This window comes from Bacillus sp. AM1(2019), assembly GCF_009906915.1.
Taxonomy (GTDB): Bacteria; Bacillota; Bacilli; order Bacillales; family Bacillaceae; genus Bacillus; species Bacillus velezensis.
Window position 1 is genome coordinate 1,680,292 of the sequence record NZ_CP047644.1, and the last position, 25,019, is coordinate 1,705,310.

The 25,019-nt window shown below is 45.1% G+C and carries 29 protein-coding genes; all 29 read left to right on the plus strand.

The window, feature by feature from the left end; translation table 11 throughout:
- Positions 1-52: 52 nt before the first annotated feature.
- Entirely contained in the window at positions 53-952 is a 900-nt protein-coding gene (gene dprA / locus GNE05_RS08510; RefSeq protein ID WP_060561696.1) for a DNA-processing protein DprA, read from the plus strand.
- Positions 953-1,133: 181 nt separating this feature from the next.
- Positions 1,134-3,209, plus strand: coding sequence for a type I DNA topoisomerase (gene topA / locus GNE05_RS08515; RefSeq protein ID WP_007409771.1), 2,076 nt, complete (start codon positions 1,134-1,136; stop codon positions 3,207-3,209).
- Positions 3,210-3,273: 64 nt separating this feature from the next.
- Entirely contained in the window at positions 3,274-4,581 is a 1,308-nt protein-coding gene (gene trmFO / locus GNE05_RS08520; RefSeq protein ID WP_160182662.1) for an FADH(2)-oxidizing methylenetetrahydrofolate--tRNA-(uracil(54)-C(5))-methyltransferase TrmFO, read from the plus strand.
- Between the two features lie 69 nt (positions 4,582-4,650).
- A complete protein-coding gene (xerC, locus tag GNE05_RS08525) occupies positions 4,651-5,568 on the plus strand; it encodes a tyrosine recombinase XerC (RefSeq protein ID WP_007409774.1) in 918 nt (305 codons plus the stop codon).
- A 15-nt stretch (positions 5,569-5,583) separates the two neighbouring features.
- Positions 5,584-6,129, plus strand: a complete 546-nt coding sequence (gene hslV, locus GNE05_RS08530) for an ATP-dependent protease subunit HslV (protein WP_003154267.1) — start codon at positions 5,584-5,586, stop codon at positions 6,127-6,129.
- Between the two features lie 16 nt (positions 6,130-6,145).
- Positions 6,146-7,549 (plus strand): ATP-dependent protease ATPase subunit HslU, encoded by a 1,404-nt coding sequence (gene hslU / locus GNE05_RS08535; protein WP_160182663.1) that lies wholly within the window; start codon positions 6,146-6,148, stop codon positions 7,547-7,549.
- A 37-nt stretch (positions 7,550-7,586) separates the two neighbouring features.
- Positions 7,587-8,366 carry a GTP-sensing pleiotropic transcriptional regulator CodY gene (codY, locus tag GNE05_RS08540; RefSeq protein WP_160182664.1) on the plus strand — a complete coding sequence of 260 codons (780 nt, stop codon included), beginning with the start codon at positions 7,587-7,589 and terminating at the stop codon, positions 8,364-8,366.
- A gap of 353 nt (positions 8,367-8,719) precedes the next feature.
- Positions 8,720-9,109, plus strand: coding sequence for a flagellar basal body rod protein FlgB (gene flgB / locus GNE05_RS08545; protein ID WP_003154260.1), 390 nt, complete (start codon positions 8,720-8,722; stop codon positions 9,107-9,109).
- Positions 9,109-9,561, plus strand: a complete 453-nt coding sequence (gene flgC / locus GNE05_RS08550; protein WP_015239851.1) for a flagellar basal body rod protein FlgC — start codon at positions 9,109-9,111, stop codon at positions 9,559-9,561. The genes flgB and flgC overlap by 1 nt, the downstream gene beginning before the upstream one ends.
- A 10-nt stretch (positions 9,562-9,571) precedes the next feature.
- Positions 9,572-9,892: a flagellar hook-basal body complex protein FliE gene (gene fliE, locus GNE05_RS08555; RefSeq protein ID WP_007409777.1), complete on the plus strand. Its 321-nt coding sequence runs from the start codon at positions 9,572-9,574 to the stop codon at positions 9,890-9,892.
- Between the two features lie 42 nt (positions 9,893-9,934).
- Positions 9,935-11,545, plus strand: a complete 1,611-nt coding sequence (gene fliF, locus GNE05_RS08560) for a flagellar basal-body MS-ring/collar protein FliF (protein WP_160182665.1) — start codon at positions 9,935-9,937, stop codon at positions 11,543-11,545.
- A 12-nt stretch (positions 11,546-11,557) separates the two neighbouring features.
- On the plus strand, positions 11,558-12,574 hold the full coding sequence (fliG, locus tag GNE05_RS08565) for a flagellar motor switch protein FliG (RefSeq protein WP_003154256.1): 1,017 nt from the start codon (positions 11,558-11,560) through the stop codon (positions 12,572-12,574).
- Complete coding sequence (gene fliH, locus GNE05_RS08570; protein ID WP_017417778.1) at positions 12,567-13,322, plus strand: flagellar assembly protein FliH; 756 nt, start codon at positions 12,567-12,569, stop codon at positions 13,320-13,322. The genes fliG and fliH overlap by 8 nt, the downstream gene beginning before the upstream one ends.
- Positions 13,319-14,635, plus strand: a complete 1,317-nt coding sequence (fliI, locus tag GNE05_RS08575; protein ID WP_007611430.1) for a flagellar protein export ATPase FliI — start codon at positions 13,319-13,321, stop codon at positions 14,633-14,635. The genes fliH and fliI overlap by 4 nt, the downstream gene beginning before the upstream one ends.
- 5 nt (positions 14,636-14,640) lie before the next feature.
- Positions 14,641-15,084 (plus strand): flagellar export protein FliJ, encoded by a 444-nt coding sequence (gene fliJ / locus GNE05_RS08580; RefSeq protein ID WP_003154253.1) that lies wholly within the window; start codon positions 14,641-14,643, stop codon positions 15,082-15,084.
- A gap of 11 nt (positions 15,085-15,095) precedes the next feature.
- The gene (locus GNE05_RS08585) at positions 15,096-15,710 is read left to right on the plus strand and encodes a MotE family protein (protein ID WP_015388236.1); all 615 of its coding nucleotides are present in this window, start codon (positions 15,096-15,098) and stop codon (positions 15,708-15,710) included.
- 6 nt (positions 15,711-15,716) lie between these two features.
- On the plus strand, positions 15,717-17,060 hold the full coding sequence (locus GNE05_RS08590; RefSeq protein ID WP_072177004.1) for a flagellar hook-length control protein FliK: 1,344 nt from the start codon (positions 15,717-15,719) through the stop codon (positions 17,058-17,060).
- Positions 17,061-17,501: a flagellar hook assembly protein FlgD gene (gene flgD / locus GNE05_RS08595; RefSeq protein ID WP_029973465.1), complete on the plus strand. Its 441-nt coding sequence runs from the start codon at positions 17,061-17,063 to the stop codon at positions 17,499-17,501.
- A gap of 24 nt (positions 17,502-17,525) precedes the next feature.
- On the plus strand, positions 17,526-18,302 hold the full coding sequence (flgG, locus tag GNE05_RS08600) for a flagellar basal body rod protein FlgG (protein WP_007409783.1): 777 nt from the start codon (positions 17,526-17,528) through the stop codon (positions 18,300-18,302).
- Between the two features lie 39 nt (positions 18,303-18,341).
- Positions 18,342-18,557 carry a swarming motility protein SwrD gene (locus GNE05_RS08605; RefSeq protein ID WP_003154243.1) on the plus strand — a complete coding sequence of 72 codons (216 nt, stop codon included), beginning with the start codon at positions 18,342-18,344 and terminating at the stop codon, positions 18,555-18,557.
- A complete protein-coding gene (gene fliL, locus GNE05_RS08610; RefSeq protein WP_021493686.1) occupies positions 18,554-18,973 on the plus strand; it encodes a flagellar basal body-associated protein FliL in 420 nt (139 codons plus the stop codon). Before GNE05_RS08605 ends, fliL begins: the two co-directional genes overlap by 4 nt.
- A 33-nt stretch (positions 18,974-19,006) precedes the next feature.
- Positions 19,007-20,005 (plus strand): flagellar motor switch protein FliM, encoded by a 999-nt coding sequence (fliM, locus tag GNE05_RS08615; RefSeq protein ID WP_003154240.1) that lies wholly within the window; start codon positions 19,007-19,009, stop codon positions 20,003-20,005.
- A complete protein-coding gene (gene fliY, locus GNE05_RS08620; protein ID WP_021493685.1) occupies positions 19,995-21,131 on the plus strand; it encodes a flagellar motor switch phosphatase FliY in 1,137 nt (378 codons plus the stop codon). Before fliM ends, fliY begins: the two co-directional genes overlap by 11 nt.
- Before the next feature lie 26 nt (positions 21,132-21,157).
- On the plus strand, positions 21,158-21,520 hold the full coding sequence (gene cheY / locus GNE05_RS08625) for a chemotaxis protein CheY (protein WP_003154238.1): 363 nt from the start codon (positions 21,158-21,160) through the stop codon (positions 21,518-21,520).
- Between the two features lie 14 nt (positions 21,521-21,534).
- Positions 21,535-22,188 carry a flagella biosynthesis regulatory protein FliZ gene (fliZ, locus tag GNE05_RS08630; RefSeq protein ID WP_022553343.1) on the plus strand — a complete coding sequence of 218 codons (654 nt, stop codon included), beginning with the start codon at positions 21,535-21,537 and terminating at the stop codon, positions 22,186-22,188.
- Positions 22,181-22,846: a flagellar type III secretion system pore protein FliP gene (gene fliP, locus GNE05_RS08635; protein ID WP_007409786.1), complete on the plus strand. Its 666-nt coding sequence runs from the start codon at positions 22,181-22,183 to the stop codon at positions 22,844-22,846. The genes fliZ and fliP overlap by 8 nt, the downstream gene beginning before the upstream one ends.
- Before the next feature lie 14 nt (positions 22,847-22,860).
- On the plus strand, positions 22,861-23,130 hold the full coding sequence (fliQ, locus tag GNE05_RS08640) for a flagellar biosynthesis protein FliQ (protein ID WP_003154234.1): 270 nt from the start codon (positions 22,861-22,863) through the stop codon (positions 23,128-23,130).
- Positions 23,131-23,136: 6 nt separating this feature from the next.
- Complete coding sequence (fliR, locus tag GNE05_RS08645) at positions 23,137-23,916, plus strand: flagellar biosynthetic protein FliR (protein WP_017417780.1); 780 nt, start codon at positions 23,137-23,139, stop codon at positions 23,914-23,916.
- Positions 23,916-24,995 (plus strand): flagellar biosynthesis protein FlhB, encoded by a 1,080-nt coding sequence (gene flhB / locus GNE05_RS08650; RefSeq protein ID WP_014417776.1) that lies wholly within the window; start codon positions 23,916-23,918, stop codon positions 24,993-24,995. The genes fliR and flhB overlap by 1 nt, the downstream gene beginning before the upstream one ends.
- The last annotated feature ends 24 nt before the right edge of the window (positions 24,996-25,019 follow it).

The window sequence follows — 25,019 nt, forward strand, 5'->3', positions numbered from 1 at the left end:
AGCCGTAACGGCTGTTCCTGTTTTTGCTGAAAAAAAGAGGAGGTTTCCAGATTTGGATCAAGCATCGCGCTGTTTAATGGTCTGCAGTATTAATCAAATCATTTCCCCGTCTCTTCTATTAAAATGGTGGAAAGCTGATCATTCTCTGTCTTTTTTACCGGATCCGCATTCATTAACTGTTTTATCAGAAGGGAAAACAGCCCCGGAAGCAATTTTTCGGGAAATAGAGCGCAAGGATCCGGAACTTGATGAAGTTCTGTCCGATTACCGCCGCGAAGGCATCACTGTCATTCCGATTTCATCAAGCCGCTATCCAACATGGCTTAAAGCGATTTATGATCCGCCGGCTGTCTTGTATGCAAAAGGGAACACGCTGCTTCTTGAAAAAGGCAGAAAAATCGGGATTGTAGGAACGCGGAAACCGACGGAAGACGGAATAAAAGCGGTTGGGCATCTTTCCGCCGAACTCTCAAAAAAAGGCTGGGTCATTGTAAGCGGGCTTGCATCCGGTATAGACGGATTGTCTCATAAGGCGAGCATCAGGGCAAAAGGGCTTACGATCGGCGTGATAGCCGGCGGATTCCATCACATCTATCCCCGGGAAAATCTCCTGTTAGCAGAATACATGGCTGAACACCATCTCCTACTCTCAGAACATCCTCCTGAAACAAAGCCGAAAAAATGGCACTTTCCGATGAGAAACCGCATAATCAGCGGATTAAGTGAAGGAATTGTGGTCGTGCAGGGAAAAGAAAAAAGCGGTTCATTAATCACAGCTTACCAGGCTCTCGATCAAGGCAGAGAGGTATTTGCCGTTCCGGGTTCCATATTTAATCCATATTCCGGAGGACCTATAAAACTCATTCAAGAAGGGGCGAAAGCTGTATTATGCGCAGAGGATATTGACGGAGAGCTGACCGCCCGATGCGTTCAGTATACGGAACCCTTTTGAAATATCGTTTGACAAACGGTATTGTAATATTTAATAATAGTGAGGATTTAAAGTTGCACATTATTTTCATGTATAAAATGACGTTCATCATAAAGAATGAAATGTTGAAAGCCATAAAAAGGCAGCTCTAAAATGAATTGATACTTGAAAAGAGAGAGAACACCTCTTGAGGGGGATGAAAATGTCTGATTATCTAGTCATCGTGGAATCGCCGGCAAAGGCGAAAACGATTGAACGTTATTTAGGGAAGAAATATAAAGTCAAAGCTTCAATGGGACATGTCCGGGATCTTCCGAAAAGTCAAATGGGAGTTGACATCGAACAGAACTTTGAACCGAAATATATTACGATCCGCGGAAAAGGCCCTGTTTTAAAAGAATTAAAAACAGCGGCAAAGAAAGCAAAAAAAGTCTATCTCGCGGCCGACCCCGACAGAGAAGGGGAAGCGATTGCATGGCATCTCGCACACAGTCTTGATCTGGATCTCAGCTCGGACTGCCGGGTCGTCTTTAATGAAATAACGAAAGACGCCATTAAAGAATCATTTAAACATCCGCGCATGATTAATATGGATCTTGTCGATGCGCAGCAGGCGCGCCGCATACTAGACAGACTCGTCGGATACAAAATCAGCCCGATACTTTGGAAAAAAGTAAAAAAAGGCCTCAGTGCGGGCCGTGTGCAATCCGTTGCGCTCCGGCTGATCATCGACCGGGAAAAGGAAATCAACGATTTTAAACCTGAAGAGTACTGGACGATTACCGGCTCATTTTTAAAAGGAAAAGAGACGTTTGAAGCCGGATTTTTCGGGAAAAACGGCAAAAAGCTTCCTTTAAAAAGCGAAGAAGACGTAAAAGCCATCCTTGCTCAGCTGAAAGGCAATAAGTATACAGTTGACAAGGTTACGAAAAAAGAGCGCAAACGAAATCCCGCTCTGCCGTTTACAACGTCCACTCTGCAGCAGGAGGCTGCAAGAAAGCTGAATTTCAGAGCGAAGAAAACGATGATGATCGCGCAGCAATTATATGAAGGAATTGATCTCGGCAAAGAAGGGACAGTCGGGCTCATCACGTATATGAGAACGGACTCAACGCGGATTTCCAATACAGCCGTTGAAGAAGCGTCAGCTTTTATTGATCAGGCGTACGGAAAAGAGTACTTAGCGGGAAAACGGAAACCGGCAAAGAAAAATGAAAACGCACAAGATGCTCACGAAGCGATCCGCCCGACTTCGGTGCTCAGAAAACCTGCCGACTTAAAAGCGGTGCTTGGAAGAGACCAGCTCAGATTATACAAGCTGATTTGGGAGCGCTTTGTTGCAAGCCAGATGGCCCCTGCCGTCCTTGATACGATGAGCGTCGATCTCAGCAATAACGGATTGACATTCCGGGCAAACGGAAGTAAAGTCAAATTCGCCGGCTTCATGAAAGTCTATGTAGAGGGTAAAGACGATCAGCTGGAAGAAAAAGACCGCATGCTTCCGGACCTTAAAGAGGGAGACACGGTTTTATCGAAAGATATTGAGCCTGAGCAGCACTTTACTCAGCCGCCTCCGCGTTATACAGAGGCGCGCCTGGTTAAAACGCTTGAAGAACTGGGGATCGGCCGTCCTTCGACATATGCGCCGACTCTTGACACCATCCAGCGCCGCGGTTACGTGGGATTAGACAATAAACGGTTTGTGCCGACTGAGCTTGGGCAGATCGTGCTGGATCTTATCATGGAGTTTTTCCCGGAAATCATTAACGTTGAATTCACGGCTAAAATGGAAAGAGACCTTGACCATGTTGAAGATGGCCAGACAGAATGGGTTCAAATCATTGACAGCTTCTATACTGATTTCGAAAAACGCGTGAAAAAAGCGGAAGCCGAAATGAAAGAAGTGGAAATTGAACCTGAATACGCCGATGAAGATTGTGAGTTATGCGGCTCCCGGATGGTTTATAAAATGGGCCGATACGGCAAATTTATGGCGTGCTCCAATTTCCCTGACTGCCGGAATACAAAACCGATTGTCAAACAAATCGGCGTAAAATGTCCTAAGTGCCATGAAGGAAACATTGTCGAACGAAAATCAAAAAAGAAACGCATCTTTTACGGCTGTGACCGTTATCCTGAATGTGACTTCGTATCTTGGGACAAACCGATTGAACGAAAATGCCCGAAATGTGAAAATATGCTCGTAGAGAAAAAGCTTAAAAAAGGCATACAAGTCCAATGCGTCGAATGCGATTATAAGGAAGAACCACAGAAGTAGCGGTGAGCAGAGCCTTGCTCACCTTCTTTGTGTGGAAGGGACAAACAACAGGAGATGAAAAGAAATGAACCAGCAAACAGTTAATGTAATCGGAGCAGGCCTTGCCGGAAGTGAAGCGGCATGGCAGCTTGCAAAACGAGGAATTCAAGTGAAACTATATGAAATGCGGCCCGTCAGGCAGACGGCAGCCCATCATACTGATAAATTCGCCGAACTGGTATGCAGCAACTCCCTCCGTTCAAATACTCTCGCCAATGCGGTAGGCGTATTAAAAGAAGAAATGCGGGCCCTTGACTCGGCAATCATTCAATCTGCTGATAAATGCTCGGTTCCGGCAGGGGGAGCGCTTGCCGTTGACCGTCATGAATTTGCGGAAAGCGTGACGGATCTCGTGAAAAACCATCCGAACGTAACGGTTCTTACTGAGGAAGTAACAGAGATTCCGGAAGGCCCGACTGTTATCGCGACCGGACCGCTTACGTCAGAATCGCTTTCACAGCAGCTGAAAGAGCTCACGGGAGAAGAGTATCTGTATTTTTATGACGCGGCGGCGCCGATTGTCGAAAAAGACAGCCTTGATATGGAGAAAGTGTACTTAAAATCCCGTTATGACAAGGGAGAAGCGGCGTACTTAAACTGCCCGATGACAGAGGAAGAGTTCGACCGTTTCTATGAAGCATTGACGACTGCTGAGACGGTACCTTTAAAAGAATTCGAGAAAGAAATCTTCTTTGAAGGCTGCATGCCGATTGAAGTCATGGCGAAAAGAGGCAAGAAAACGATGCTGTTCGGACCGATGAAACCGGTCGGACTGGAAGATCCGAAAACAGGCAAGCGCCCTTATGCAGTCGTTCAGCTCAGACAGGATGATGCGGCGGGTACGCTTTATAATATTGTAGGTTTTCAGACACATTTAAAATGGGGAGACCAAAAAGAAGTGCTTAAACTGATCCCCGGCCTTGAAAATGTTGATATCGTCAGATACGGCGTCATGCACAGAAACACATTTATCAACTCGCCGAGCCTTTTGAACCCGACATATCAATTTAAACAGCGTAACGATCTGTTTTTCGCGGGCCAAATGACCGGCGTAGAGGGTTATGTTGAATCTGCCGCTTCAGGTCTTGTAGCGGGAATCAATGCCGCCAAACTTGTGCTCGGTCAGGATCTTGTGACATTCCCGCAGGAGACGGCGATCGGAAGCATGGCTCACTACATTACGACGACAAATCAGAAGAACTTCCAGCCGATGAATGCAAACTTCGGCCTCTTAAAAGAATTGCCTGTAAAAATTAAAAACAAAAAAGAACGAAATGAAGAATACGCTAAACGCGCAATTGAGACTATTCAAACTATTTCGAAAACGATATAGCTTTTCATTGCAACTTCGATGCATTATATGATACCATTTAAAAGCCCTTCGGAGAGGGAGGTCTTCATAATGACTGAGAATGTTAACTTTTTTTTAAAGTTATTCGTTGAATATTTACAAATTGAAAAAAATTATTCACAATATACTATTGTGAATTATGTTAATTCGATTGAAGAATTTGGGATGTTTCTGCATGCTCAAAATATAAATGGAATGAAAGAAGCTGCATATCATGATGTGAGAATATTTTTGACAGAGGCTTATGAAAAAGGCCTGTCAAGAAAAACAATCAGCAAGAAAATTTCAGCTTTGAGAAGCTTCTATAAATTTTTAATGAGGGAAAAGCTTGTTGAAGAGAATCCGTTTCAGCTTGTTCATCTGCCGAAACAAGAGAAACGGATTCCGAAGTTTCTTTATGAAAAAGAACTTGAGGAACTATTCGCTGTTTCAGACAGAAGTCAGCCGTCAGGGATGCGCGATCAGGCCCTGCTTGAGCTTCTTTATGCGACCGGAATGAGGGTCAGTGAGTGCTGTACGCTCACTGTCGGCGATCTTGACCTGTTCATGGATACGGTGCTCGTTCACGGGAAAGGCAAGAAGCAGCGCTATATCCCGTTCGGCTCATATGCCCGTGATGCGCTGGAGCTGTATATCAACAGCGGAAGGCAGTGCCTGCTTGAAAAAGCAAAAGAGCCTCATGATGTGCTGTTTGTCAATCAAAGAGGCGGCCCGCTGACCGCCAGAGGAATCAGGTATATTTTAAGCGGACTTGTAAAAAAAGCATCTGGCACTTTACATATACACCCGCATATGCTTCGGCACACGTTTGCGACTCATCTGCTGAATGAAGGGGCTGATTTAAGAAGCGTCCAGGAGCTTTTGGGCCATTCCAATCTGTCTTCTACGCAGATATACACGCATGTATCGAAGGAAATGCTGAGAAACACATATATGTCCCACCACCCGAGAGCTTTTAAAGAAAATTAAAAGGAGGCCCTTCTCATGTCATCTTTTCATGCGACAACGATTTTTGCCGTCCAGCATAACGGGAAAAGCGCTATGTCAGGAGACGGCCAGGTCACATTCGGTCAGGCTGTAGTCATGAAACATACCGCAAGAAAAGTGAGAAAGCTGTTTAACGGAAAGGTTCTGGCCGGATTTGCGGGATCTGTTGCAGACGCTTTCACACTTTTTGAAATGTTTGAGGCGAAGCTTGAAGAATACAACGGCAATTTAAAACGTGCGTCGGTTGAGCTTGCGAAAGAATGGCGCAGCGATAAAGTGCTGCGCAAGCTGGAAGCCATGCTGATTGTCATGAACCAGGATACCTTGCTTCTCGTATCGGGAACAGGTGAAGTGATTGAGCCGGATGACGGCATTTTGGCCATCGGCTCCGGCGGAAACTACGCCCTGTCAGCAGGAAGAGCGCTGAAAACCTATGCCGGAGAGAATCTGTCCGCCAAAGATATTGCAAAAGCCGCTTTGAAAATAGCGGGCGAGATTTGCGTGTACACAAACGATCAGATCATTTTGGAAGAACTTGAATAGAAAGGACTTGAGGCGCATGGAAAACAAACCGTTAACACCGAGACAAATCGTAGATCGGTTGGATCAATACATTGTAGGACAGCAGGATGCGAAAAAAGCTGTCGCCGTGGCATTAAGAAACCGCTATCGCAGAAGTCTTCTTGATGAAAAACTGAGAGACGAGATCGTTCCCAAAAACATCCTGATGATGGGCCCGACCGGGGTGGGGAAAACAGAGATCGCCAGACGGATCGCCAAGCTTACCGGTGCGCCATTTATAAAAATTGAAGCGACAAAATTTACAGAAGTCGGCTATGTAGGCAGAGATGTCGAATCAATGGTCAGAGACCTCGTTGAGACATCCGTGCGGCTCATTAAAGAAGAAAAAATCAGCGAAGTGAAAGAACAGGCTGAAGAAAATGCAAACAAACGTATAGTGCGGCTTCTCGTTCCGGGAAAGAAAAAACAAGCGGGTGTGAAAAATCCGTTTGAAATGCTTTTCGGAGGAAGCCAGGCGGCAAATGATGATGAAGCCGAGCAGCAGGAAGAAGCAAGCCTTGAAGAAAAAAGAAAACGCATGGCGCATCAGCTCGCATTGGGAGAGCTCGAAGACCATTACGTCTCCGTAGAGGTGGAAGAGCAGCAGCCGTCGATGTTTGACATGCTGCAAGGCTCCGGGATGGAGCAGATGGGCATGAATATGCAGGATGCGCTGAGCAATCTGGTGCCAAAAAAGAAAAAACGCCGCAAAATGACGGTCAGAGAAGCAAGGAAGGTTCTGACCAATGAAGAGGCAGGCAAATTAATCGATATGGATGAAGTCGGCCAAGAGGCCGTGTTAAGAGCTGAAGAGGGCGGCATTATCTTTATTGACGAAATAGATAAAATCGCAAAAAACGGAGGGGCTTCTTCCTCAGCAGATGTATCGAGAGAAGGCGTTCAAAGAGATATCCTTCCGATTGTCGAAGGATCTACCGTCGTCACGAAATACGGCTCCGTCAAAACAGATCACGTGCTGTTTATCGCAGCCGGGGCATTCCATATGGCCAAACCGTCTGATCTGATTCCGGAGCTGCAGGGCCGCTTTCCGATTCGTGTAGAATTGAGCAAACTGACGGTAGATGATTTTGTGAAGATTCTCGTCGAACCCGATAACGCGCTGTTAAAACAATATCAGGCTTTATTGCAGACAGAAGGTATATCTCTTGAATTTTCTGACGAAGCTATTCGTAAGATCGCCGAAGTGGCTTATCATGTGAATCAGGATACGGACAACATCGGAGCGAGAAGGCTTCACACGATATTGGAACGTCTCTTGGAAGACCTGTCGTTTGAAGCGCCGGACGTAACGATGGAAAAAGTAGCCATCACGCCGCAATACGTTGAAGAAAAGCTCGGAACGATTGCAAACAACAAAGATCTAAGTCAATTTATATTGTGAAAATTTAATAAGAGGAATTCTAGGAGGATTATTTATCATGGTTTTACTACAAAAAACACGAATTATTAACAGCATGCTGCAGGCTGCGGCAGGCAAACCCGTAAACTTTAAAGAAATGGCTGAAACGCTTCGTGACGTCATTGATTCTAATATTTTCGTCGTCAGCCGCAGAGGAAAGCTTTTGGGCTACTCTATTAATCAGCAGATTGAAAATGAACGCATGAAAAAAATGCTTGAAGACCGCCAGTTCCCGGAAGAGTACACGAGAAATCTGTTCAATGTTCCGGAGACGTCTTCAAACCTTGATATCAACAGCGAATACACGGCGTTTCCTGTGGAAAACAGAGACCTGTTCCAAGCGGGCTTAACAACGATCGTGCCGATCATCGGCGGAGGAGAGAGACTGGGCACGCTCATTCTGTCCCGTCTGCAGGATCAATTTGAAGATGATGATCTCATCCTTGCTGAATACGGAGCAACCGTTGTAGGAATGGAGATTTTAAGAGAAAAAGCGGAAGAAATCGAAGAAGAGGCGCGAAGCAAAGCAGTTGTTCAAATGGCGATCAGTTCTCTGTCTTACAGTGAACTTGAAGCGATTGAGCATATCTTTGAAGAGCTTGACGGAAACGAAGGCTTGCTTGTGGCAAGTAAGATTGCGGACCGTGTCGGCATTACGCGTTCAGTAATCGTTAACGCGCTGAGAAAACTGGAAAGCGCAGGCGTCATTGAATCCAGATCACTGGGAATGAAGGGGACATACATTAAAGTTCTGAACAACAAATTCCTTATTGAATTGGAAAACCTTAAATCTCATTAAGAAAAAAGCAGGATCCCTGAAAATGGGGGTCCTGCTTTTTTTATGGACAATAGGTGAAAAGTTGCAGTTTAAAGTTGCTTATTGGAATCTGATCTGAGATAATCCATCTTGCTGTGTGAAAAAAGGAGGAAGATACAGAAATTCTGCTATTTTCAGTCTTATATTAAACAAATCCTTGTAGTACAAATATTCTAGGACTTAATACCCACATGCAAAATAGATATAATTGAGCACTTTTTTTTAGCCTAACTTCATAGACTTTAAGCCTGTTATTTCTTACAATAAGCATATGGTTTTACAATTCTCGACAAGGATTTTTAGGAGAAAAATATCTGAAATGGAGGTAAGTGGATTTGGACTTATTTTCTGGAACTATACAAAATCTTGAGAATGCCTTGGGGAGAGCGGACATTAAGCAAAAAGTCTTAACTAATAATATCGCCAATATAGATACACCGAACTATAAGGCAAAAAAAGTCTCTTTCCGAAATTTGTTAGATCAGGAAACATCCAATCTTGAGGCTGTAAAAACCGACTATCGGCACGTTGACTTTACGGGTTCGGGGGACGATTATTCTATCGTGTCCAGCAGTGATACATCGTACCAGCAAAACGGAAACAATGTCGATATCGACAAAGAAATGACAGATTTAGCCGAAAACCAAATTAATTATCAGGCTTTGGTTGAAAGAATGAGCGGCAAATTCAATTCTCTGAAAACCGTCTTGACAGGAGGAAAATAATGAGTGGCTTTCAAAGCTTAAATATTTCGGGTTCCGCTTTAACTGCACAGCGTGTCCGGATGGACGTCGTATCGTCCAACCTGGCCAATATGGATACAACGAGAGCGAAGCAGGTAAATGGCGAATGGGTGCCTTACAGAAGAAAGCTGGTATCTCTCCAATCCGGAGGCGAATCATTTTCGTCCCTTTTACATTCCAAGATGAACGGAACAGGAAGCGCGGGAAATGGCGTAAAGGTATCTGGTGTTACGGAAGACCCGTCCGCTTTTAATCTCGTTTATGATCCGGAGAATCCTGATGCGAATAAAGACGGATATGTACAAAAACCAAATGTAGATCCATTAAAGGAAATGGTGGATCTTGTCAGCAGCTCGAGATCATATGAAGCAAACGTAACTGCATTAAACGCCTCCAAAGGCATGCTTTTGAAGGCGTTAGAAATCGGAAAGTAAGGTGATGTAAGTGGTTAACGCTATTACTCCTTTTCAGCTTCAACAAACCCAAAACACTCAAAACGTAACGAATCAATTAAACCAAACTCAAAAAACTGATTCTTCAAACCAAACAAGCTTTTCGGAGCTTTTAAAAAACTCTATTGATTCGTTAAATGAGTCACAAGTGAAATCTGACCAAATAACGAACGAACTGGCTGCAGGAAAGGATGTAAACCTTGACGAGGTCATGATCGCTGCCCAAAAAGCAAATATTTCTCTGACGGCCGCTACCGAATTCCGCAATAAAGCCGTGGAAGCCTATCAGGAGATCATGAGAATGCAGATGTAGTGGTCAGATTGAAGAGAATGACTGGAATGACCGGGGGTTAACATGAATCGTACTCTAATGCAAATGAAAACCAAAACGGCAGCGTTTTGGAACAACAGATCAAAAACACAGAAGATACTCATGGTAAGCGGCTTGGCCGCATTCATTATTTTACTCATCGTCGTTATTATTTTTACTTCGTCTGAAAAGATGGTGCCTCTTTATAAAGATTTGTCCGCGGATGAAGCGGGGAAGATTAAAGAAGAGCTCGATACGAAAAAGGTGTCTTCTGAACTTGCTGACGGCGGCACGGTCATTAAGGTTCCTGAGAGCCAAGTGGATTCGCTTAAAGTCCAGCTTGCCGCAGAAGGCCTGCCGAAAACGGGATCAATTGATTATTCGTTTTTCGGACAAAATGCGGGCTTCGGCCTGACGGATAATGAGTTTGACGTTTTAAAGGTTGAGGCGACTCAGACCGAATTGTCAAACCTGATAAATGAAATGGACGGTATTAAAAGCTCGAAGGTCATGATCAATATGCCGAAAGAAGCCGTGTTCGTCGGTGAAGATCAGCCGGCAGCATCCGCTTCAATCGTTTTGCAGATGAAACCGGGCTACTCGCTTGATCAAAACCAGATCAACGGGCTGTACCATCTCGTTTCTAAAAGTGTTCCGAACTTAAAAGAAGATAATATCGTCATAATGGATCAAAATTCTACATATTATGACAAAAGTGACAGCGGTGCAGGGTCCGTTTCTGACAGTTATGCTTCTCAGCAAGGTATTAAGTCGCAGGTCGAAAAGGACATTCAAAAACATGTTCAGTCACTGCTCGGCACAATGATGGGGCAGGATAAGGTCGTTGTTTCCGTGACGGCGGATATTGACTTCACGAAGGAAAAACGCACTGAAGACACTGTCGAACCTGTCGATAAAGATAACATGGAAGGCATAGCGGTAAGCGCCGAAAAAGTTGCGGAAACGTATAAAGGCGACGGCGCGGCCAACGGCGGCACGGCCGGAACGGGGAGCAATGACACCGCGAATTATGCCGAGACAAACGGCGGTTCAAATAGCGGGGACTACGAAAAAAGCAGCAATAAAATCAACTATGAAGTCAACCGCATTCATAAAGAAATCGCTGAAAGCCCGTATAAAGTGCGTGATTTAGGCATTCAGGTCATGGTGGAGCCGCCTAATCCGAAAAATGCCGCTTCCTTATCAGCACAGAGACAGGCTGATATACAGAAGATTTTAGGAACGGTCGTCAGAACGTCTCTTGATAAAAACGAAACGCAAAATCAAAACCTGACAGACAATGATATCAACAATAAAATCGTTGTATCCGTTCAGCCGTTTGACGGAAAAACAAGCCTGAACACAGATTCGGCACAATCTTCAGGTCTTCCGATCTGGGTATACATTACAGGCGGCGTACTGCTTGCGGCCATTATTCTGCTTATTATTCTCCTTATCAGAAAGAAACGCTCACAAGAGGATGAATACGAAGAATATGAATATGAAACACCGCCGGAGCCGGTTCGATTGCCTGATATCAACGAAGAGAAAATTGAAACGGAAGAAACAGTCAGACGAAAACAGCTTGAAAAAATGGCTAAAGAAAAACCGGAAGACTTTGCTAAATTGCTTCGAAGCTGGCTGGACGAGGATTAGGGGGAATGGAAAATGGCGAAACGTGATCAGAACAAGCTTACAGGAAAACAAAAAGCAGCCATCCTCATGATTTCCTTAGGCCTTGATGTATCAGCTTCTGTGTACAAGCATTTGTCTGAAGAAGAAATTGAAAGATTGACACTCGAGATTTCGGGAGTCAGAAGCGTCGATCATCAAAGAAAAGATGAAATCATTGAAGAATTTCATAATATCGCAATCGCTCAGGACTATATTTCACAAGGCGGTTTAAATTACGCCCGCCAAGTGCTTGAAAAAGCGCTCGGAGAAGACAAAGCGGTAAGCATTTTAAACAGGCTCACCTCTTCTTTGCAGGTAAAGCCGTTTGATTTCGCAAGAAAAGCGGAACCCGAACAGATTTTAAATTTCATTCAGCAGGAACATCCGCAAACGATGGCGCTGATTTTATCCTACCTTGACCCGGTGCAGGCCGGACAGATTTTGTCTGAGCTGAACCCGGATGTTCAGGCTGAGGTGGCAAGAAGGATTGCGGTTATGGACAGAACGTCTCCTGAAATCATAAATGAAGTGGAGCGGGTCCTTGAACAAAAGCTGTCCTCCTCCTTTACGCAGGACTATACGCAGACCGGCGGCATAGAAGCCGTTGTTGAAGTGTTAAACGGCGTAGACAGAGGAACGGAAAAAACGATCCTTGATTCATTAGAAATCCAAGATCCTGAGTTGGCGGATGAAATCAAAAAACGGATGTTTGTCTTTGAAGATATTGTCACCCTTGATAACCGTGCGATTCAGCGCGTGATCAGAGACGTTGAAAACGACGACCTCCTGCTTTCATTGAAGGTTGCGAGCGAGGAAGTCAAAGAAATCGTCTTCAGCAATATGTCACAGCGCATGGTTGAAACGTTTAAAGAGGAAATGGAAATTATGGGGCCTGTGCGTTTGCGTGATGTGGAAGAGGCGCAATCAAGAATCGTGGGCGTCGTCCGCAAGCTGGAAGAAGCCGGAGAAATTGTAATCGCGCGAGGCGGAGGAGACGATATTATTGTCTAATATCATTAAACAGCAATCATCATTTTCTCCTGAACAAAAACGGCGCAAGCTTTCCTTGCAGGAAGTCAGGAAAACACATTCCCAGCCAGACCGGGAGGAACCCGAAAATCCAGAGGCTCTCATGGCTTTTGCCAAAGCAGAAGCCGACAGGGTGTCTGAAGAAGCGAAAAATCAATTTGAGCACACTCTTCGTCAGATTGAAGAAGAGAAACACCGCTGGGCGGAAGAAAAACAAAGATTGATAGAAGAAGCAAAGGCAGAAGGATATGAAGAAGGCATGGCATTGGGAAAAGCCGAGGCTCAAGCTGAATACGCCAATCTCATCAGCCGGGCCAATGCCGTTATGGAAATGGCGAGACAGTCAGTCGAGGAAAAACTGGAAAGCGCTGAGGAAGAAATCATTGAGCTTTCCGTTGCGCTCGCTAAAAAAGTATGGCGGCAAAAAAGTGATGATAAAGAGGCTTTCCTTCTGCTGGTCAAACAGGTAGTAGCCGAAGTAAAAGATTATGATGACATCTCCATCTATGTGGACCCTGAATATTATGAGACGGTTCATCAGCATATGGACGAAATTCAGCAGCTGTTATACAAAGAATGCAGATTAAGCTTATATGCCGATGAAAAAGCCGCGAAGGGAACGTGCTCGATAGAAACTCCGTTCGGACGTGTCGATGCAGGCATAGATACCCAGCTGATGCAATTAAAGCAAAAACTTTTAACGGCGCTTGAGGCGGGAGCGGAGCAATGAAGACACAGTATTTAATAGACTCAATTGAAACAGCGGATCCGTACAAGCGCTACGGCAAGGTTAAACGGGTCATCGGGCTGATGATTGAATCAAAAGGGCCCGAAAGCTCAATCGGAGATGTTTGTCTCATTTATCCGAAAGGCCATGCGAAAAAAGCGATTAAAGCTGAGGTTGTAGGCTTCCAGGATGAAAACATTCTGTTAATGCCTTATCTGGAAGCGGCCAGCATCGCGCCGGGCAGCATTGTGGAGGCCACTGGCGAGTCGCTCCGCATCAAAGTAGGCGCGGGTTTAATCGGACAAGTTGTCGACGCGTTCGGCGAACCTCTTGACGGCCGGGCGCTTCCGAAAGGTTTGTCCCCCGTTTCGACGGAACAGCCGCCGCCAAACCCGATGAAACGGCCGCCGATACGGGAAAAGATGGGTGTCGGCGTCAGATCGATTGACAGTCTGCTGACAGTAGGAAAAGGGCAGAGAATCGGAATTTTTGCCGGAAGCGGAGTCGGAAAAAGCACCCTGATGGGAATGATCGCGAAGCAGACTGAAGCTGATTTAAACATTATCGCACTCGTCGGTGAACGGGGGCGTGAGGTGCGTGAATTCATCGAGAAGGATTTAGGCGAAGAAGGCCTGAAACGCTCGATCGTCGTAGTCGCGACCTCTGATCAGCCCGCCTTAATGCGTTTGAAAGCGGCGTATACGGCCACCGCCATTGCAGAGTACTTCCGCGATAAAGGCCGGAATGTGATGTTCATGATGGACTCCGTCACGAGGGTCGCGATGGCTCAGCGGGAAATCGGCCTGGCAGCGGGAGAACCGCCGACAACAAAAGGATATACACCTTCCGTGTTCGCTATTTTGCCCCGTTTGCTGGAAAGAACGGGCGCGAATGAACAAGGAACGATAACCGCTTTTTATACGGTTCTCGTTGACGGAGATGATATGAACGAACCGATTGCCGATACGGTGCGCGGAATATTAGACGGGCATATCGTTCTCGATCGGGCGCTTGCCAACAAAGGGCAGTTCCCGGCCGTGAATATCCTGAAAAGCATCAGCAGGGTCATGTCTAATATTTCAGACACATCGCATATAGAGGCGGCCAACAAATTCCGCGATCTTCTGTCAACTTATCAAAACTCTGAAGATCTCATTAATATCGGAGCTTACAAAAGAGGGTCATCAAGAGAAATTGATGAAGCGATTCAGTTTTATCCGCAGCTTATTCAATTTTTAAAACAAGGAACGGAAGAACCTGCTCAATTGGAAGACAGCATTGCGGCATTGACGAGTCTGACAGGAAAAGAGGAATAAACATCGTGGCATACCAATTCAGATTTCAAAAGCTGCTGGAATTAAAAGAAAATGAAAAAGACCAAACATTGACTGAATACAGACAATCGGTTTCTGAATTTGAGACAGTGGCTGAAAAACTATATGAAAATATGAGCAAAAAAGAATTGCTCGAAAAAGACAAAGAATCAAAGCTGAAATGCGGGATGAGCGTTCAGGAAATGAGACATTATCAGCAATTCGTTTCCAATCTTGAGAACACCATCTATCATTATCAAAAGCTTGTCATCATGAAACGAAATGAAATGAATGAGAAGCAGGAACAGCTCACCGAAAAAAACATTGAAGTAAAGAAATTTGAAAAAATGCGGGAAAAACAATTTAATATGTTCGCACTTGAAGACAAAGCTGCAGAGATGAGGGAAATGGACGACATTTCAATCAAGCAGTTTATGATTCAGGGGCATTAGGAGCGAATGAAATGGCCGATAAAGAAAAGAGATCTGGAAAGTTCGGTTCAATCCTGCTTTTTATCATGATCCCGCTGATTTTTCTGATCATCGTCGCAAGCATCATCCTTTGGGCTGCCGGCGTTGATGTGATGAAGCCGATTCAGGAAACAGCCGCTAAAACGCCTGTTTTAAAAGAATTGGTTCCCGAAACGAAAGAAATGAAAAGCGCGGCGGAAAAGCAGAAGGAAGACAGAACGGCTTCTCTTGAAAAGACCATAAAGGAACAAAAAAGTGAAATTAACATTTTGAATAAAGATTTAGACACAAGCAAGTCCGAAATCGATAATCTGAATCAGAAAATCCGTTCACTGAAACAGGAAGCTGAACAGCAGCAGAAAACGAAGACGGATGAAACGAAAAAAGACGCTTCGGATTCAGCCGGAAAAGATAAAATGATCAACATCTATAAAAGTATGGACAGCGGTAAAGCGGCAAGCATTATCGTAAAGCTGAAAGAAAAAGAAGCCCTCGATATTTTAAACGGATTAAGTAAAAAGCAGCTTGCTGAAATCTTGACGAAAATGACTCCTGAACAAGCGGCTAAATATACAGAAAAACTATCCGCTGACGGAAATAAGGAGTGATGTAAGTTGAAGCTGCTTGAATTAACGGGGAATCGTACGCAGACTGCGCAAAACAGCAATGTGAAGATGAATGTAAACAGCTTAGGTCTATTTCAGAACTGGCTCCTGTCGGAAATCACTTCTCCCCGGCAGCCCGGAGATGAAACAAAAACAAGTGACGCAGAGCTGAATGATGCCCTATCTAAAATCGGTGATTGGCTGAAAGCCGGCCCGGAAGATAAAGAATTGCAGCTGAAACAGCTGCTTGAAGCGGTAAAAGCTCTTGAAGGAAAGCAGACGGCTGAAACAGCTCTTCCTTTATTGAAACAGCTTGCCGAATCTGTTGAAGACATGTTAGCGGGAAAACAGCATGGGGGGAAGCCTGAAACGGATGAGCCGGATTCTTCCGCAAAAGACGGGGATTCCGTCAAGGATGCGCTTGAGAAGGGGCTGCTGTTCATTCAAGAAGCCGTATCCCAGCTCTTCACATCTCAGCAGGAACTGCCTGACAGCGCGCAGGCAAAGGCGGTTTACCAGGAAGGCGCCCGTTTATTAGAGGCATTGAAAAAACAAGGCGTTCCGGACCGCGTGATTCAAGACCTGCGGCAGACATTTTTTCCGAAAAACGAATCGGCATCTAAACTTTACTCCATGACAGCCGCTGAGCTGAAGAGCTTTCAAAGCGTCGCGGAGCAGCTTGCGGGCCTTTCTCAAAAGGGAACAAAGGATTGGGATATGGCTGAAACTGAGCTGAAAGCTTTTGTGTTATCTCAATCATCTGAATCATCCCAAGAGTCAGCCGGGAAAACAGAACAGCAAAACGGCGGCACGGTTTCTCACGCAAAGGCGCCTGACAGCAAATTGTCTGCACATATACTGTTTTCGGGAACGAGAAGCCTTGCCGGCATTCAGCAAACGTCCGCAGGAGCTGAACAGCAGCCGGCAGAAAATAAACCGTTAACGGATCAGGTCATCAGCGGCTGGAAACAGATGAAATACACGCCTTTCGGGAAAACAACCGGAAGCTTTACGATTCGTCTTAATCCCGAGAACCTCGGATTTGTCACAATTAAGGTGACAAACGAAAACGGGATGTTTCAAAGCAAAATAATCGCATCCAGCCAGTCTGCGAAAGAGCTGCTGGAACAGCATCTTCCTCAGCTGAAACAGTCGCTTCCGAATATGTCGGTCCAAGTCGACCGTTTTACAGTCCCGCTTCAAAGCGGGGATCAGCAGCCTGTTTACGGACAGACGGCCGATCACAATAAACAGCAGCATCAGGGACAGAGAGAGCAGAAGAACCAGCAGCAGTCAGGCGATTTCGGAGATATGCTGGAGGAGCTTTCTCTCAATGAAATGGAGGAAGAATAGTTGACATCAGTAAACTCGGATTATGCCGCGGCGGGCGCTTCAGCCACTTCAAGCGCGAAGAGCACCTCCGCAGTAAACAGCAGCACGAATTTAGGGAAAGACGAATTCCTGAAGATCTTAATGACACAGGTTCAAAACCAGGACCCGCTCAATCCGGTTGATGACAAAGAATTCATCAGCCAGATGGCGACATTTTCTTCATTGGAGCAAATGATGAATATGAATACGACGATGACTAAATTTGTAGAAAATCAAGATCCGTTTACGATGTATGTGAACTGGATCGGCAAAAATGTTACATTCAGCGACAGCGACGGGAAGGATCAGACAAGCCCGGTCAATTCAGTCAAGCATTCAAACGGCAATTACGTGCTCGTGCTTGAAAATGGCAAAGAGGTCAGTCCGTGGAATGTCACGGCCGTCAGCGAAACATCTAAATAAAAAGAAACCCAGGGGGAATTTAACATGTTACGTTCATTATATTCCGGTATCAGCGGCATGAAAAACTTTCAGACAAAACTAGATGTAATCGGCAATAACATCGCCAACGTCAACACAGTGGGATTTAAGAAAAGCCGCGTTACATTTAAAGATATGATCAGCCAGACAGTCGCCGGCGGTTCAAACGTGACCAATTCAAAACAAATCGGCTTGGGTGCCGCGACTTCTTCCATTGATGTCGTTCATTCAACCGGCGCCCCGCAGGCTACACAGAATAAAACCGACCTAGCCATTGACGGAGACGGCTACTTTCAGATTAATACAGGTGCGGGAATTGTTTACACACGTGCGGGGAATTTCGGAAAGGACAATCAAGGGAACCTTGTTACGACTGACGGGTACTACCTTGAAAAAATCGGCGGCGGCAAAATCAATATTCCGACTGATGCGAAAGATTACAGCATCGGTGCAGACGGAACCGTTACATACACTGATGCAGGGGATGAGGTTCATGATGCCGGACAAATCGGTCTGGTCACGTTCCCTAACAGCGCCGGTCTGGAAAAAATCGGAGGCAACCTTTACAGAGAATCATTAAGTTCAGGAGCTGCGAGCGCAGTCACCACGCCGGGCGAAAACGGAACGGGTAAGCTTTTGGCAGGCTATCTTGAAATGTCAAACGTAGATCTGACAGATGAATTTACCGAAATGATCGTTGCTCAGCGGGGTTTCCAATCAAACTCAAAAATCATTACGACTTCAGATGAAATCCTTCAGGAGCTGGTTAATCTGAAACGGTAAGGAGGGAGGAGAGGCGGTTAAGCCGCTTCTCCGGATTGCATGATTCAAGTCACCCGTTTAAACGGCCAGCCTTTTACGCTGAACGCGCTGTTTATCGAACAGATTGAGTGCTTCCCCGACACGACGATTACACTGTCCAACGGCAAAAAGTTCGTAGTGAAAGAACCGGAAGAAGCAGTTCTCAAAAAAGTCATATCGTTTTACCATAGCATACAAATATTTTCACTGGATCAGGGAATAGAGGAAGAAGAATGAAGAAAAAATTAGTCATCATTTTGCTGATTATTTTAATTGTCATCGCCGGCCTCGGAACGGCAGCATATTTTGTCGTCAGCGGAAATTCCGTCAAAGATAAAAAGCCGACAATTGACGAAGTCGTTGCAGCCACTGTGTCTGTCGACGATATTACGACAAACTTAAAGTCTGACAGCATCATCCGTATCGGCATCAAGCTTGAAACCGACTCGGCTAAAGCGAAGGAAGAACTTGAAAAACGCGATTTTCAGGTGAAAGACAACATCATTTCCATTTTAGCCGACACAAGCGCCGGAGAGATTGAGGGAGATAAAGGAAGAGAAGCGTTTAAACAATCATTAAAAGAGAAAGTAAACAGCTATCTCCAAGAAGGAAAAGTTCAGAAAGTGTACATTACCTCCTTTAATCTGCAATAAAAACAAATTTGACAGAATACGGAGGTGAAGAAAATGTCAGGAGAAGTTCTCTCCCAAAATGAAATAGACGCACTGCTTTCCGCCATTTCCACGGGTGAGGCGGATGCGGAAGAGCTGAAAAAGGAAGTAAAAGAGAAAAAAGTAAAGGTATATGATTTTAAACGGGCTCTCAGATTCTCGAAAGATCAGATACGCAGTTTAACCCGGATACATGATAACTTTGCGAGGCTTCTCACAACACACTTTTCCGCCAAGCTCAGAACGTATATTCATATATCCGTCAGCTCAGTTGATCAGGTGCCGTATGAAGAATTTATCCGTTCCATACCGAACATGACGATTTTAAATTTATTCGATGTCCATCCGATGGAAGGCAGAATCATGATGGAGGTTAATCCCACCATCGCATACGCAATGCTTGACCGCGTCATGGGAGGCATCGGCATCACTCATAACAAAGCTGACAGCCTTACGGAAATTGAAACGAATATTATTTCTAACTTATTTGAAAATGCACTGGGCAACTACAAAGAAGCGTGGCAATCGATTGCTGATATTGACCCTGAAATGACTGAATTTGAAGTGAATCCTCAGTTTGTACAGATGGTTTCCCCAAATGAAACAGTCGTTGTCATTTCTCTCAATACGCAGATAGGTGAAATCAGCGGTGTCATTAATCTTTGTATTCCCCATGTCGTACTTGAGCCGATTATCCCTAAGCTTTCCGTACATTATTGGATGCAATCAGACCGGAATGAAGCGAAGCCCGAAGAAACGAAGTTGCTTGAAAAGCGCATCATGACGGCTCAAATTCCCGTTGTGGCTCTCTTGGGCGCTTCTGAACTGACAATAGAAGAATTTTTAAGTTTGGAAGTCGGGGACTGTATAACTCTGGACAAATCAGTGACTGATCCTCTTACTGTATTGGTCGGAAACAAACCGAAGTTTTTAGGGCAGGCCGGCCGGGTGAATCGAAGACAGGCAGTGCAAATTTTAGATCACGACATAAGAGGTGAACAAGATGAACAATAGATTATCTCAAGATGAAATCGATGCTCTTCTTAACGGCACAAGCAGTCAATCAGAGGATACAGAACAGCCTCAAGAGGCGAACTTGTCTGAACTTGAGCGCGATGCGATCGGAGAAATCGGGAATATTTCGTTCGGCAGCTCGGCTACGGCGCTGTCCACTCTTTTAAATCAAAAAGTGGACATTACGACGCCGAGTGTGACCGTCATTTCAAAAAGCAAAATCAGTGATGAATTTCCTCATCCGTATGTTGCCATTGAAGTGAACTACACAGAAGGCTTTGACGGCAGCAATTTGCTCGTCGTCGAACAAAGCGACGCGGCCATCATTGCGGATTTGATGATCGGCGGGGACGGCCGGGGCGCCGATCCGTCACTCGGTGAAATCCACCTGAGCGCCGTTCAGGAAGCAATGAATCAAATGATGGGCTCGGCTGCGACGTCAATGTCGACCGTGTTCAGTAAAAAGATTGACATTTCTCCGCCAAGGGTTGAACTTCTGGATGTGACAGAAGAAAAAGGGACCGACAGAATACCTGAGGATGACCTGCTCGTAAAAGTGTCATTCCGTCTGAAAGTCGGTGAATTAATCGATTCGAGCATCATGCAGCTTTATCCGATTACGTTTGCGAAAGATCTGATCGCAGAACTAATGACTGCGGACCAGCATGAGTCCGAGGCCGCAGAAACCGTATCAGAACCACAGGAAACATACGAAACGCCGCAGCCGGAACCTGCCATGCAGCCGGAGCCGCAGGCAAAACCCGAGCTTCCGAAGAGACAGGGAACCGCCAAAAAAGCTGCTCCTGTTCAAGTCGCTCCGGTGGAATTCCAGGCGTTTGATCATAACGAAGCGGCGCAAGGATCAAGGAATAACCTTGATATGCTGATGGATATTCCGCTTTCCGTTACGGTTGAGCTCGGCAGAACGAAGAGAAGCGTCAAAGAAATCCTTGAACTTTCTGCGGGAAGCATTATTGAGCTTGACAAGCTGGCTGGTGAACCTGTTGACATCCTGGTCAACCAGCGGATCGTGGCAAAAGGCGAGGTCGTCGTCATAGAAGAAAACTTCGGCGTGAGAGTCACTGATATTTTAAGTCAGGCAGACCGCCTTAACAATTTAAAATAAGCGAACATAGAGGAGAGAAACAGATTATGGCACACAGAATTTTAATTGTAGACGATGCAGCATTTATGAGAATGATGATCAAAGATATTTTAGTGAAGAACGGTTTTGACGTTGTAGCTGAAGCTTCAGACGGAGCGCAGGCGGTCGAAAAATTCAAAGAGCATTCCCCCGACCTTGTGACAATGGATATTACAATGCCTGAAATGGACGGGATTACAGCTTTAAAGGAAATTAAACAAATCGATCCGCAGGCGAAAATCATCATGTGTTCGGCTATGGGCCAGCAGTCAATGGTTATTGACGCGATTCAAGCCGGCGCAAAAGACTTTATCGTGAAACCGTTCCAAGCGGACCGCGTGCTTGAAGCCATTAATAAAACATTAAGCTAAAGGGTGTACGACTGTTGAAAAAGAGTCATGGTTTACTAGCTTTGATTTGTTGTTTCGTTTTACTCAATGTACATCCGTTCCCTGCTTTTGCGGCGGAGTCTGACAATTCCACCGTCAACGAATGGTTTGACAAACAATCAACAAACAAAACAGAGAAAAAAAGCGATACATCGAAACAAACGGCTGATCAAGAGATAGGGGATGCTTCTGCATCTTCTGTCTCCGCTTTTGATTTTGTAAAGATGATTGGGGCGTTATTATTCGTCATTCTGCTGATCTATGGATTTGTCAAACTGATGAATAGAAGAAACCGTCTGCTGAAGCCGTTTCAATATGTAGAAAATATCGGCGGAACGTCAGTCGGCCAAAACCGTTCCGTGCAGCTGATTAAAGTGGGAAACAGCGTTCTCGTAGTCGGTGTGGGCGAAACGATACAGCTTTTAAAAGAAATTGAAGATGAAAAAGAGCGCGAGGCGATTCTGAGCCAATACGAAGAGTCGATGTCTTCAAAAGTGGAATGGATCAAGCTCGTAAATCCGCGTAAGGATGGAGAAAAAAAGCCGCAAACGATGCTTCCGTCGTTTTCAAAAGCGCTGAAAGAACAGCTGAACGAGCTGAAACAAAGCCGTTCTGAAGGAAAGAAGAAAGGCCCTTATCATCATGAATGAATTTATTAATCTTTTTAATTCAAGCAGTCCGACCGAAGTCAGCTCCACTGTTAAATTACTGCTGCTTTTGACTGTCTTTTCAGTGGCGCCGGGGATTCTGATTTTGATGACCTGCTTTACGAGAATCGTCATCGTCCTGTCTTTTGTGAGAACCTCACTGGCGACGCAGAACATGCCTCCCAACCAGGTTTTAATCGGCCTTGCGCTGTTCTTGACGTTTTTTATTATGGCGCCGACTTTTTCAGAGATTAATAAGGAAGCCTTAACGCCGCTGATGGACAACAAAATCAGTCTCGATGAAGCATATACAAAAGCCGAGAAGCCGATTAAAGAGTATATGAGCAAGCATACAAGGCAGAAGGATCTGGCGCTGTTTATGAACTATGCCAAAATGAAAAAACCTGAATCGATTCAGGATATTCCTTTGACGACGATGGTGCCCGCTTATGCGATATCAGAACTCAAAACCGCTTTTCAAATGGGCTTTATGATTTTTATTCCGTTTTTAATTATCGATATGGTCGTGGCGAGCGTCTTAATGTCAATGGGAATGATGATGCTTCCGCCGGTTATGATCTCTCTGCCCTTTAAAATATTGCTTTTCGTTTTGGTCGATGGATGGTATTTAATCGTGAAATCTTTGCTTGACAGCTTTTAGGGTAGGTGCTAATTGTGAGTTCAGAATTTGTAATTTCCATGGCGGAAAAAGCCGTATATGTAACACTAATGATCAGCGGGCCGCTGCTTGCGATCGCGCTGATCGTCGGTTTGCTCGTCAGTATCTTTCAAGCGACAACTCAAATCCAGGAACAGACGCTAGCGTTCATTCCGAAAATCGTGGCGGTGATGCTTGGACTGATCTTTTTCGGTCCTTGGATGCTGTCGACGATTCTTTCGTTCACAACTGATCTGTTCTCTCATCTGAACCGATTTGCAGGGTAGAATCAAATGAATTCCATCATTGATTTATTTCCCGCTTTTTTATTGGTCTTTATCAGAATCTCTGCTTTTTTTGTAACGGTGCCGGTGTTCGGACATCGGAATCTGCCGGCGGTTCACCGGATCGGCTTTGCTTTTTTTCTTTCGGTGATCTGCTTCAGCACGCTGAAACATGCGCCGGAAATAGAAATAGGGGAACAGTATATGCTGCTTGTCATAAAAGAGGCCGTTGTGGGCTTGAGCCTCGGGCTGATTGCTTTCATGATGATGACAGCCATTCAGATAGCGGGTTCCTTTATTGATTTTCAGATGGGCTTTTCCATCGCCAATGTCATTGATCCGCAATCAGGAACGCAAAGCCCGCTGATCGGACAATTCGTTTATACGCTGGCGCTGTTATTTATGCTCAGCGTAAACGCCCATTATCTTTTATTGGACGGGATTTATTACAGCTTTCAGTATATCCCGCTTGATCAGGCATTTCCGTCGTTTGGAAATGATCACTTTGGACTTTTTATCGCAAAAAGCTTCAATGCCATGTTCATTATCGCTTTTCAAATGTCTGCGCCGGTTGTGGCCAGTCTGTTTTTAGTTGATTTGGCGCTCGGTATTGTGGCAAGAACGGTGCCGCAGCTGAATGTTTTCGTTGTCGGGCTTCCTCTGAAAATAGCCGTGAGCTTTATTATGCTGATCGTTTGTATGTCGGTGATGTTTGTCGTCGTCCGCAACATCTTCAGCCTTACCGTTGAAACCATGCGGAATCTATTGGCATTGGTCGGTGTGACATGATGAGACTCAGACTGAATCTGCAATTCTTTGCCGGTGAAAAAACGGAGAAAGCCACTCCGAAAAAACGGAAGGATACAAGAAAGAAAGGACAGGTCGCGAAAAGTACGGATGTGAATACAGCCGTTTCTTTACTGATTATCTTTCTTTCGCTGATCGCGCTCGGTCCTTATATGCGGGACAGGCTGCTGTCCTTTATTAAAACGTTTTATACGAAATCGATAACATTACACCTGTCAGCATCTGCCGTGCATGAACTGTTCGTGGATACGGTGAAAGATATCAGCCTCATCCTCGCGCCGATTATGCTGGTCGCGCTTGTGGCAGGTGTCGTGAGCAATTACATGCAGGTGGGTTTTCTGTTTTCTGCGGAAGTCCTCAAGCCTGACTTGAATAAGCTCAGCCCGCTGAAAGGTTTTAAGCGGATTTACAGCATGAGGGCGATTGTTGAACTGGTCAAATCTATTTTGAAGATTACTGTGGTCGGTTTTGCCGCCTTTATGGTGCTCTGGCTTCATTATGGCGATATTCTTCGCCTTCCGCTTTTAACGCCTGCGGAAGTGCTCACTTTCGTTTCTAAGCTCACGCTTTGGATGGGGCTTGCGGGATCAGGGGCTTTAATGCTGCTGGCCGGGCTTGATTATTTATATCAGCGTTTTGACTATGAGAAAAATATCAGAATGTCAAAGCAGGATATAAAAGATGAATACAAAAAATCGGAGGGTGATCCGATAATCAAGTCCAAAATTAAGCAGAAGCAGCGGGAAATGGCGATGAGGCGGATGATGCAGGAAGTGCCGAAAGCGGATGTCATCATTACCAACCCGACCCATTATGCGATAGCTTTAAAATATGATGAAAAGAAAATGGACGCCCCTTACATTGTTGCCAAAGGGGTCGACCATCTCGCATTAAAAATCAGGCAGATCGCCAAAGAACATGATGTCATGACGATTGAAAACAGGCCGCTCGCGCGTGCGTTATATGATCAGGTTGACATTGACCAGGCTGTGCCGGAAGAGTTTTTCAAAGTCATTGCGGAAATTTTGGCTTATGTATATAAAACGAAACAAAAAGTATAGTGAATTTCAGATTCAAAAGGAGAG

What these genes read in the sequence shown, in the direction of transcription:
- flgC (WP_015239851.1), top strand. Translation starts at nt 9,109, where the DNA reads ATGAGTGGCTTTCAAAGCTTAAATATTTCGGGTTCCGCTTTAACTGCA.
- cheY (WP_003154238.1), top strand. Translation starts at nt 21,158, where the DNA reads ATGGCACACAGAATTTTAATTGTAGACGATGCAGCATTTATGAGAATG.
- hslU (WP_160182663.1), top strand. Translation starts at nt 6,146, where the DNA reads ATGGAAAACAAACCGTTAACACCGAGACAAATCGTAGATCGGTTGGAT.
- fliY (WP_021493685.1), top strand. Translation starts at nt 19,995, where the DNA reads ATGAACAATAGATTATCTCAAGATGAAATCGATGCTCTTCTTAACGGC.
- fliI (WP_007611430.1), top strand. Translation starts at nt 13,319, where the DNA reads ATGAAGACACAGTATTTAATAGACTCAATTGAAACAGCGGATCCGTAC.
- topA (WP_007409771.1), top strand. Translation starts at nt 1,134, where the DNA reads ATGTCTGATTATCTAGTCATCGTGGAATCGCCGGCAAAGGCGAAAACG.
- flhB (WP_014417776.1), top strand. Translation starts at nt 23,916, where the DNA reads ATGAGACTCAGACTGAATCTGCAATTCTTTGCCGGTGAAAAAACGGAG.
- trmFO (WP_160182662.1), top strand. Translation starts at nt 3,274, where the DNA reads ATGAACCAGCAAACAGTTAATGTAATCGGAGCAGGCCTTGCCGGAAGT.
- fliG (WP_003154256.1), top strand. Translation starts at nt 11,558, where the DNA reads ATGGCGAAACGTGATCAGAACAAGCTTACAGGAAAACAAAAAGCAGCC.
- fliL (WP_021493686.1), top strand. Translation starts at nt 18,554, where the DNA reads ATGAAGAAAAAATTAGTCATCATTTTGCTGATTATTTTAATTGTCATC.
- hslV (WP_003154267.1), top strand. Translation starts at nt 5,584, where the DNA reads ATGTCATCTTTTCATGCGACAACGATTTTTGCCGTCCAGCATAACGGG.
- fliM (WP_003154240.1), top strand. Translation starts at nt 19,007, where the DNA reads ATGTCAGGAGAAGTTCTCTCCCAAAATGAAATAGACGCACTGCTTTCC.
- GNE05_RS08585 (WP_015388236.1), top strand. Translation starts at nt 15,096, where the DNA reads ATGGCCGATAAAGAAAAGAGATCTGGAAAGTTCGGTTCAATCCTGCTT.
- codY (WP_160182664.1), top strand. Translation starts at nt 7,587, where the DNA reads ATGGTTTTACTACAAAAAACACGAATTATTAACAGCATGCTGCAGGCT.
- xerC (WP_007409774.1), top strand. Translation starts at nt 4,651, where the DNA reads ATGACTGAGAATGTTAACTTTTTTTTAAAGTTATTCGTTGAATATTTA.
- flgG (WP_007409783.1), top strand. Translation starts at nt 17,526, where the DNA reads ATGTTACGTTCATTATATTCCGGTATCAGCGGCATGAAAAACTTTCAG.
- fliR (WP_017417780.1), top strand. Translation starts at nt 23,137, where the DNA reads ATGAATTCCATCATTGATTTATTTCCCGCTTTTTTATTGGTCTTTATC.
- GNE05_RS08605 (WP_003154243.1), top strand. Translation starts at nt 18,342, where the DNA reads ATGATTCAAGTCACCCGTTTAAACGGCCAGCCTTTTACGCTGAACGCG.
- fliP (WP_007409786.1), top strand. Translation starts at nt 22,181, where the DNA reads ATGAATGAATTTATTAATCTTTTTAATTCAAGCAGTCCGACCGAAGTC.
- fliF (WP_160182665.1), top strand. Translation starts at nt 9,935, where the DNA reads ATGAATCGTACTCTAATGCAAATGAAAACCAAAACGGCAGCGTTTTGG.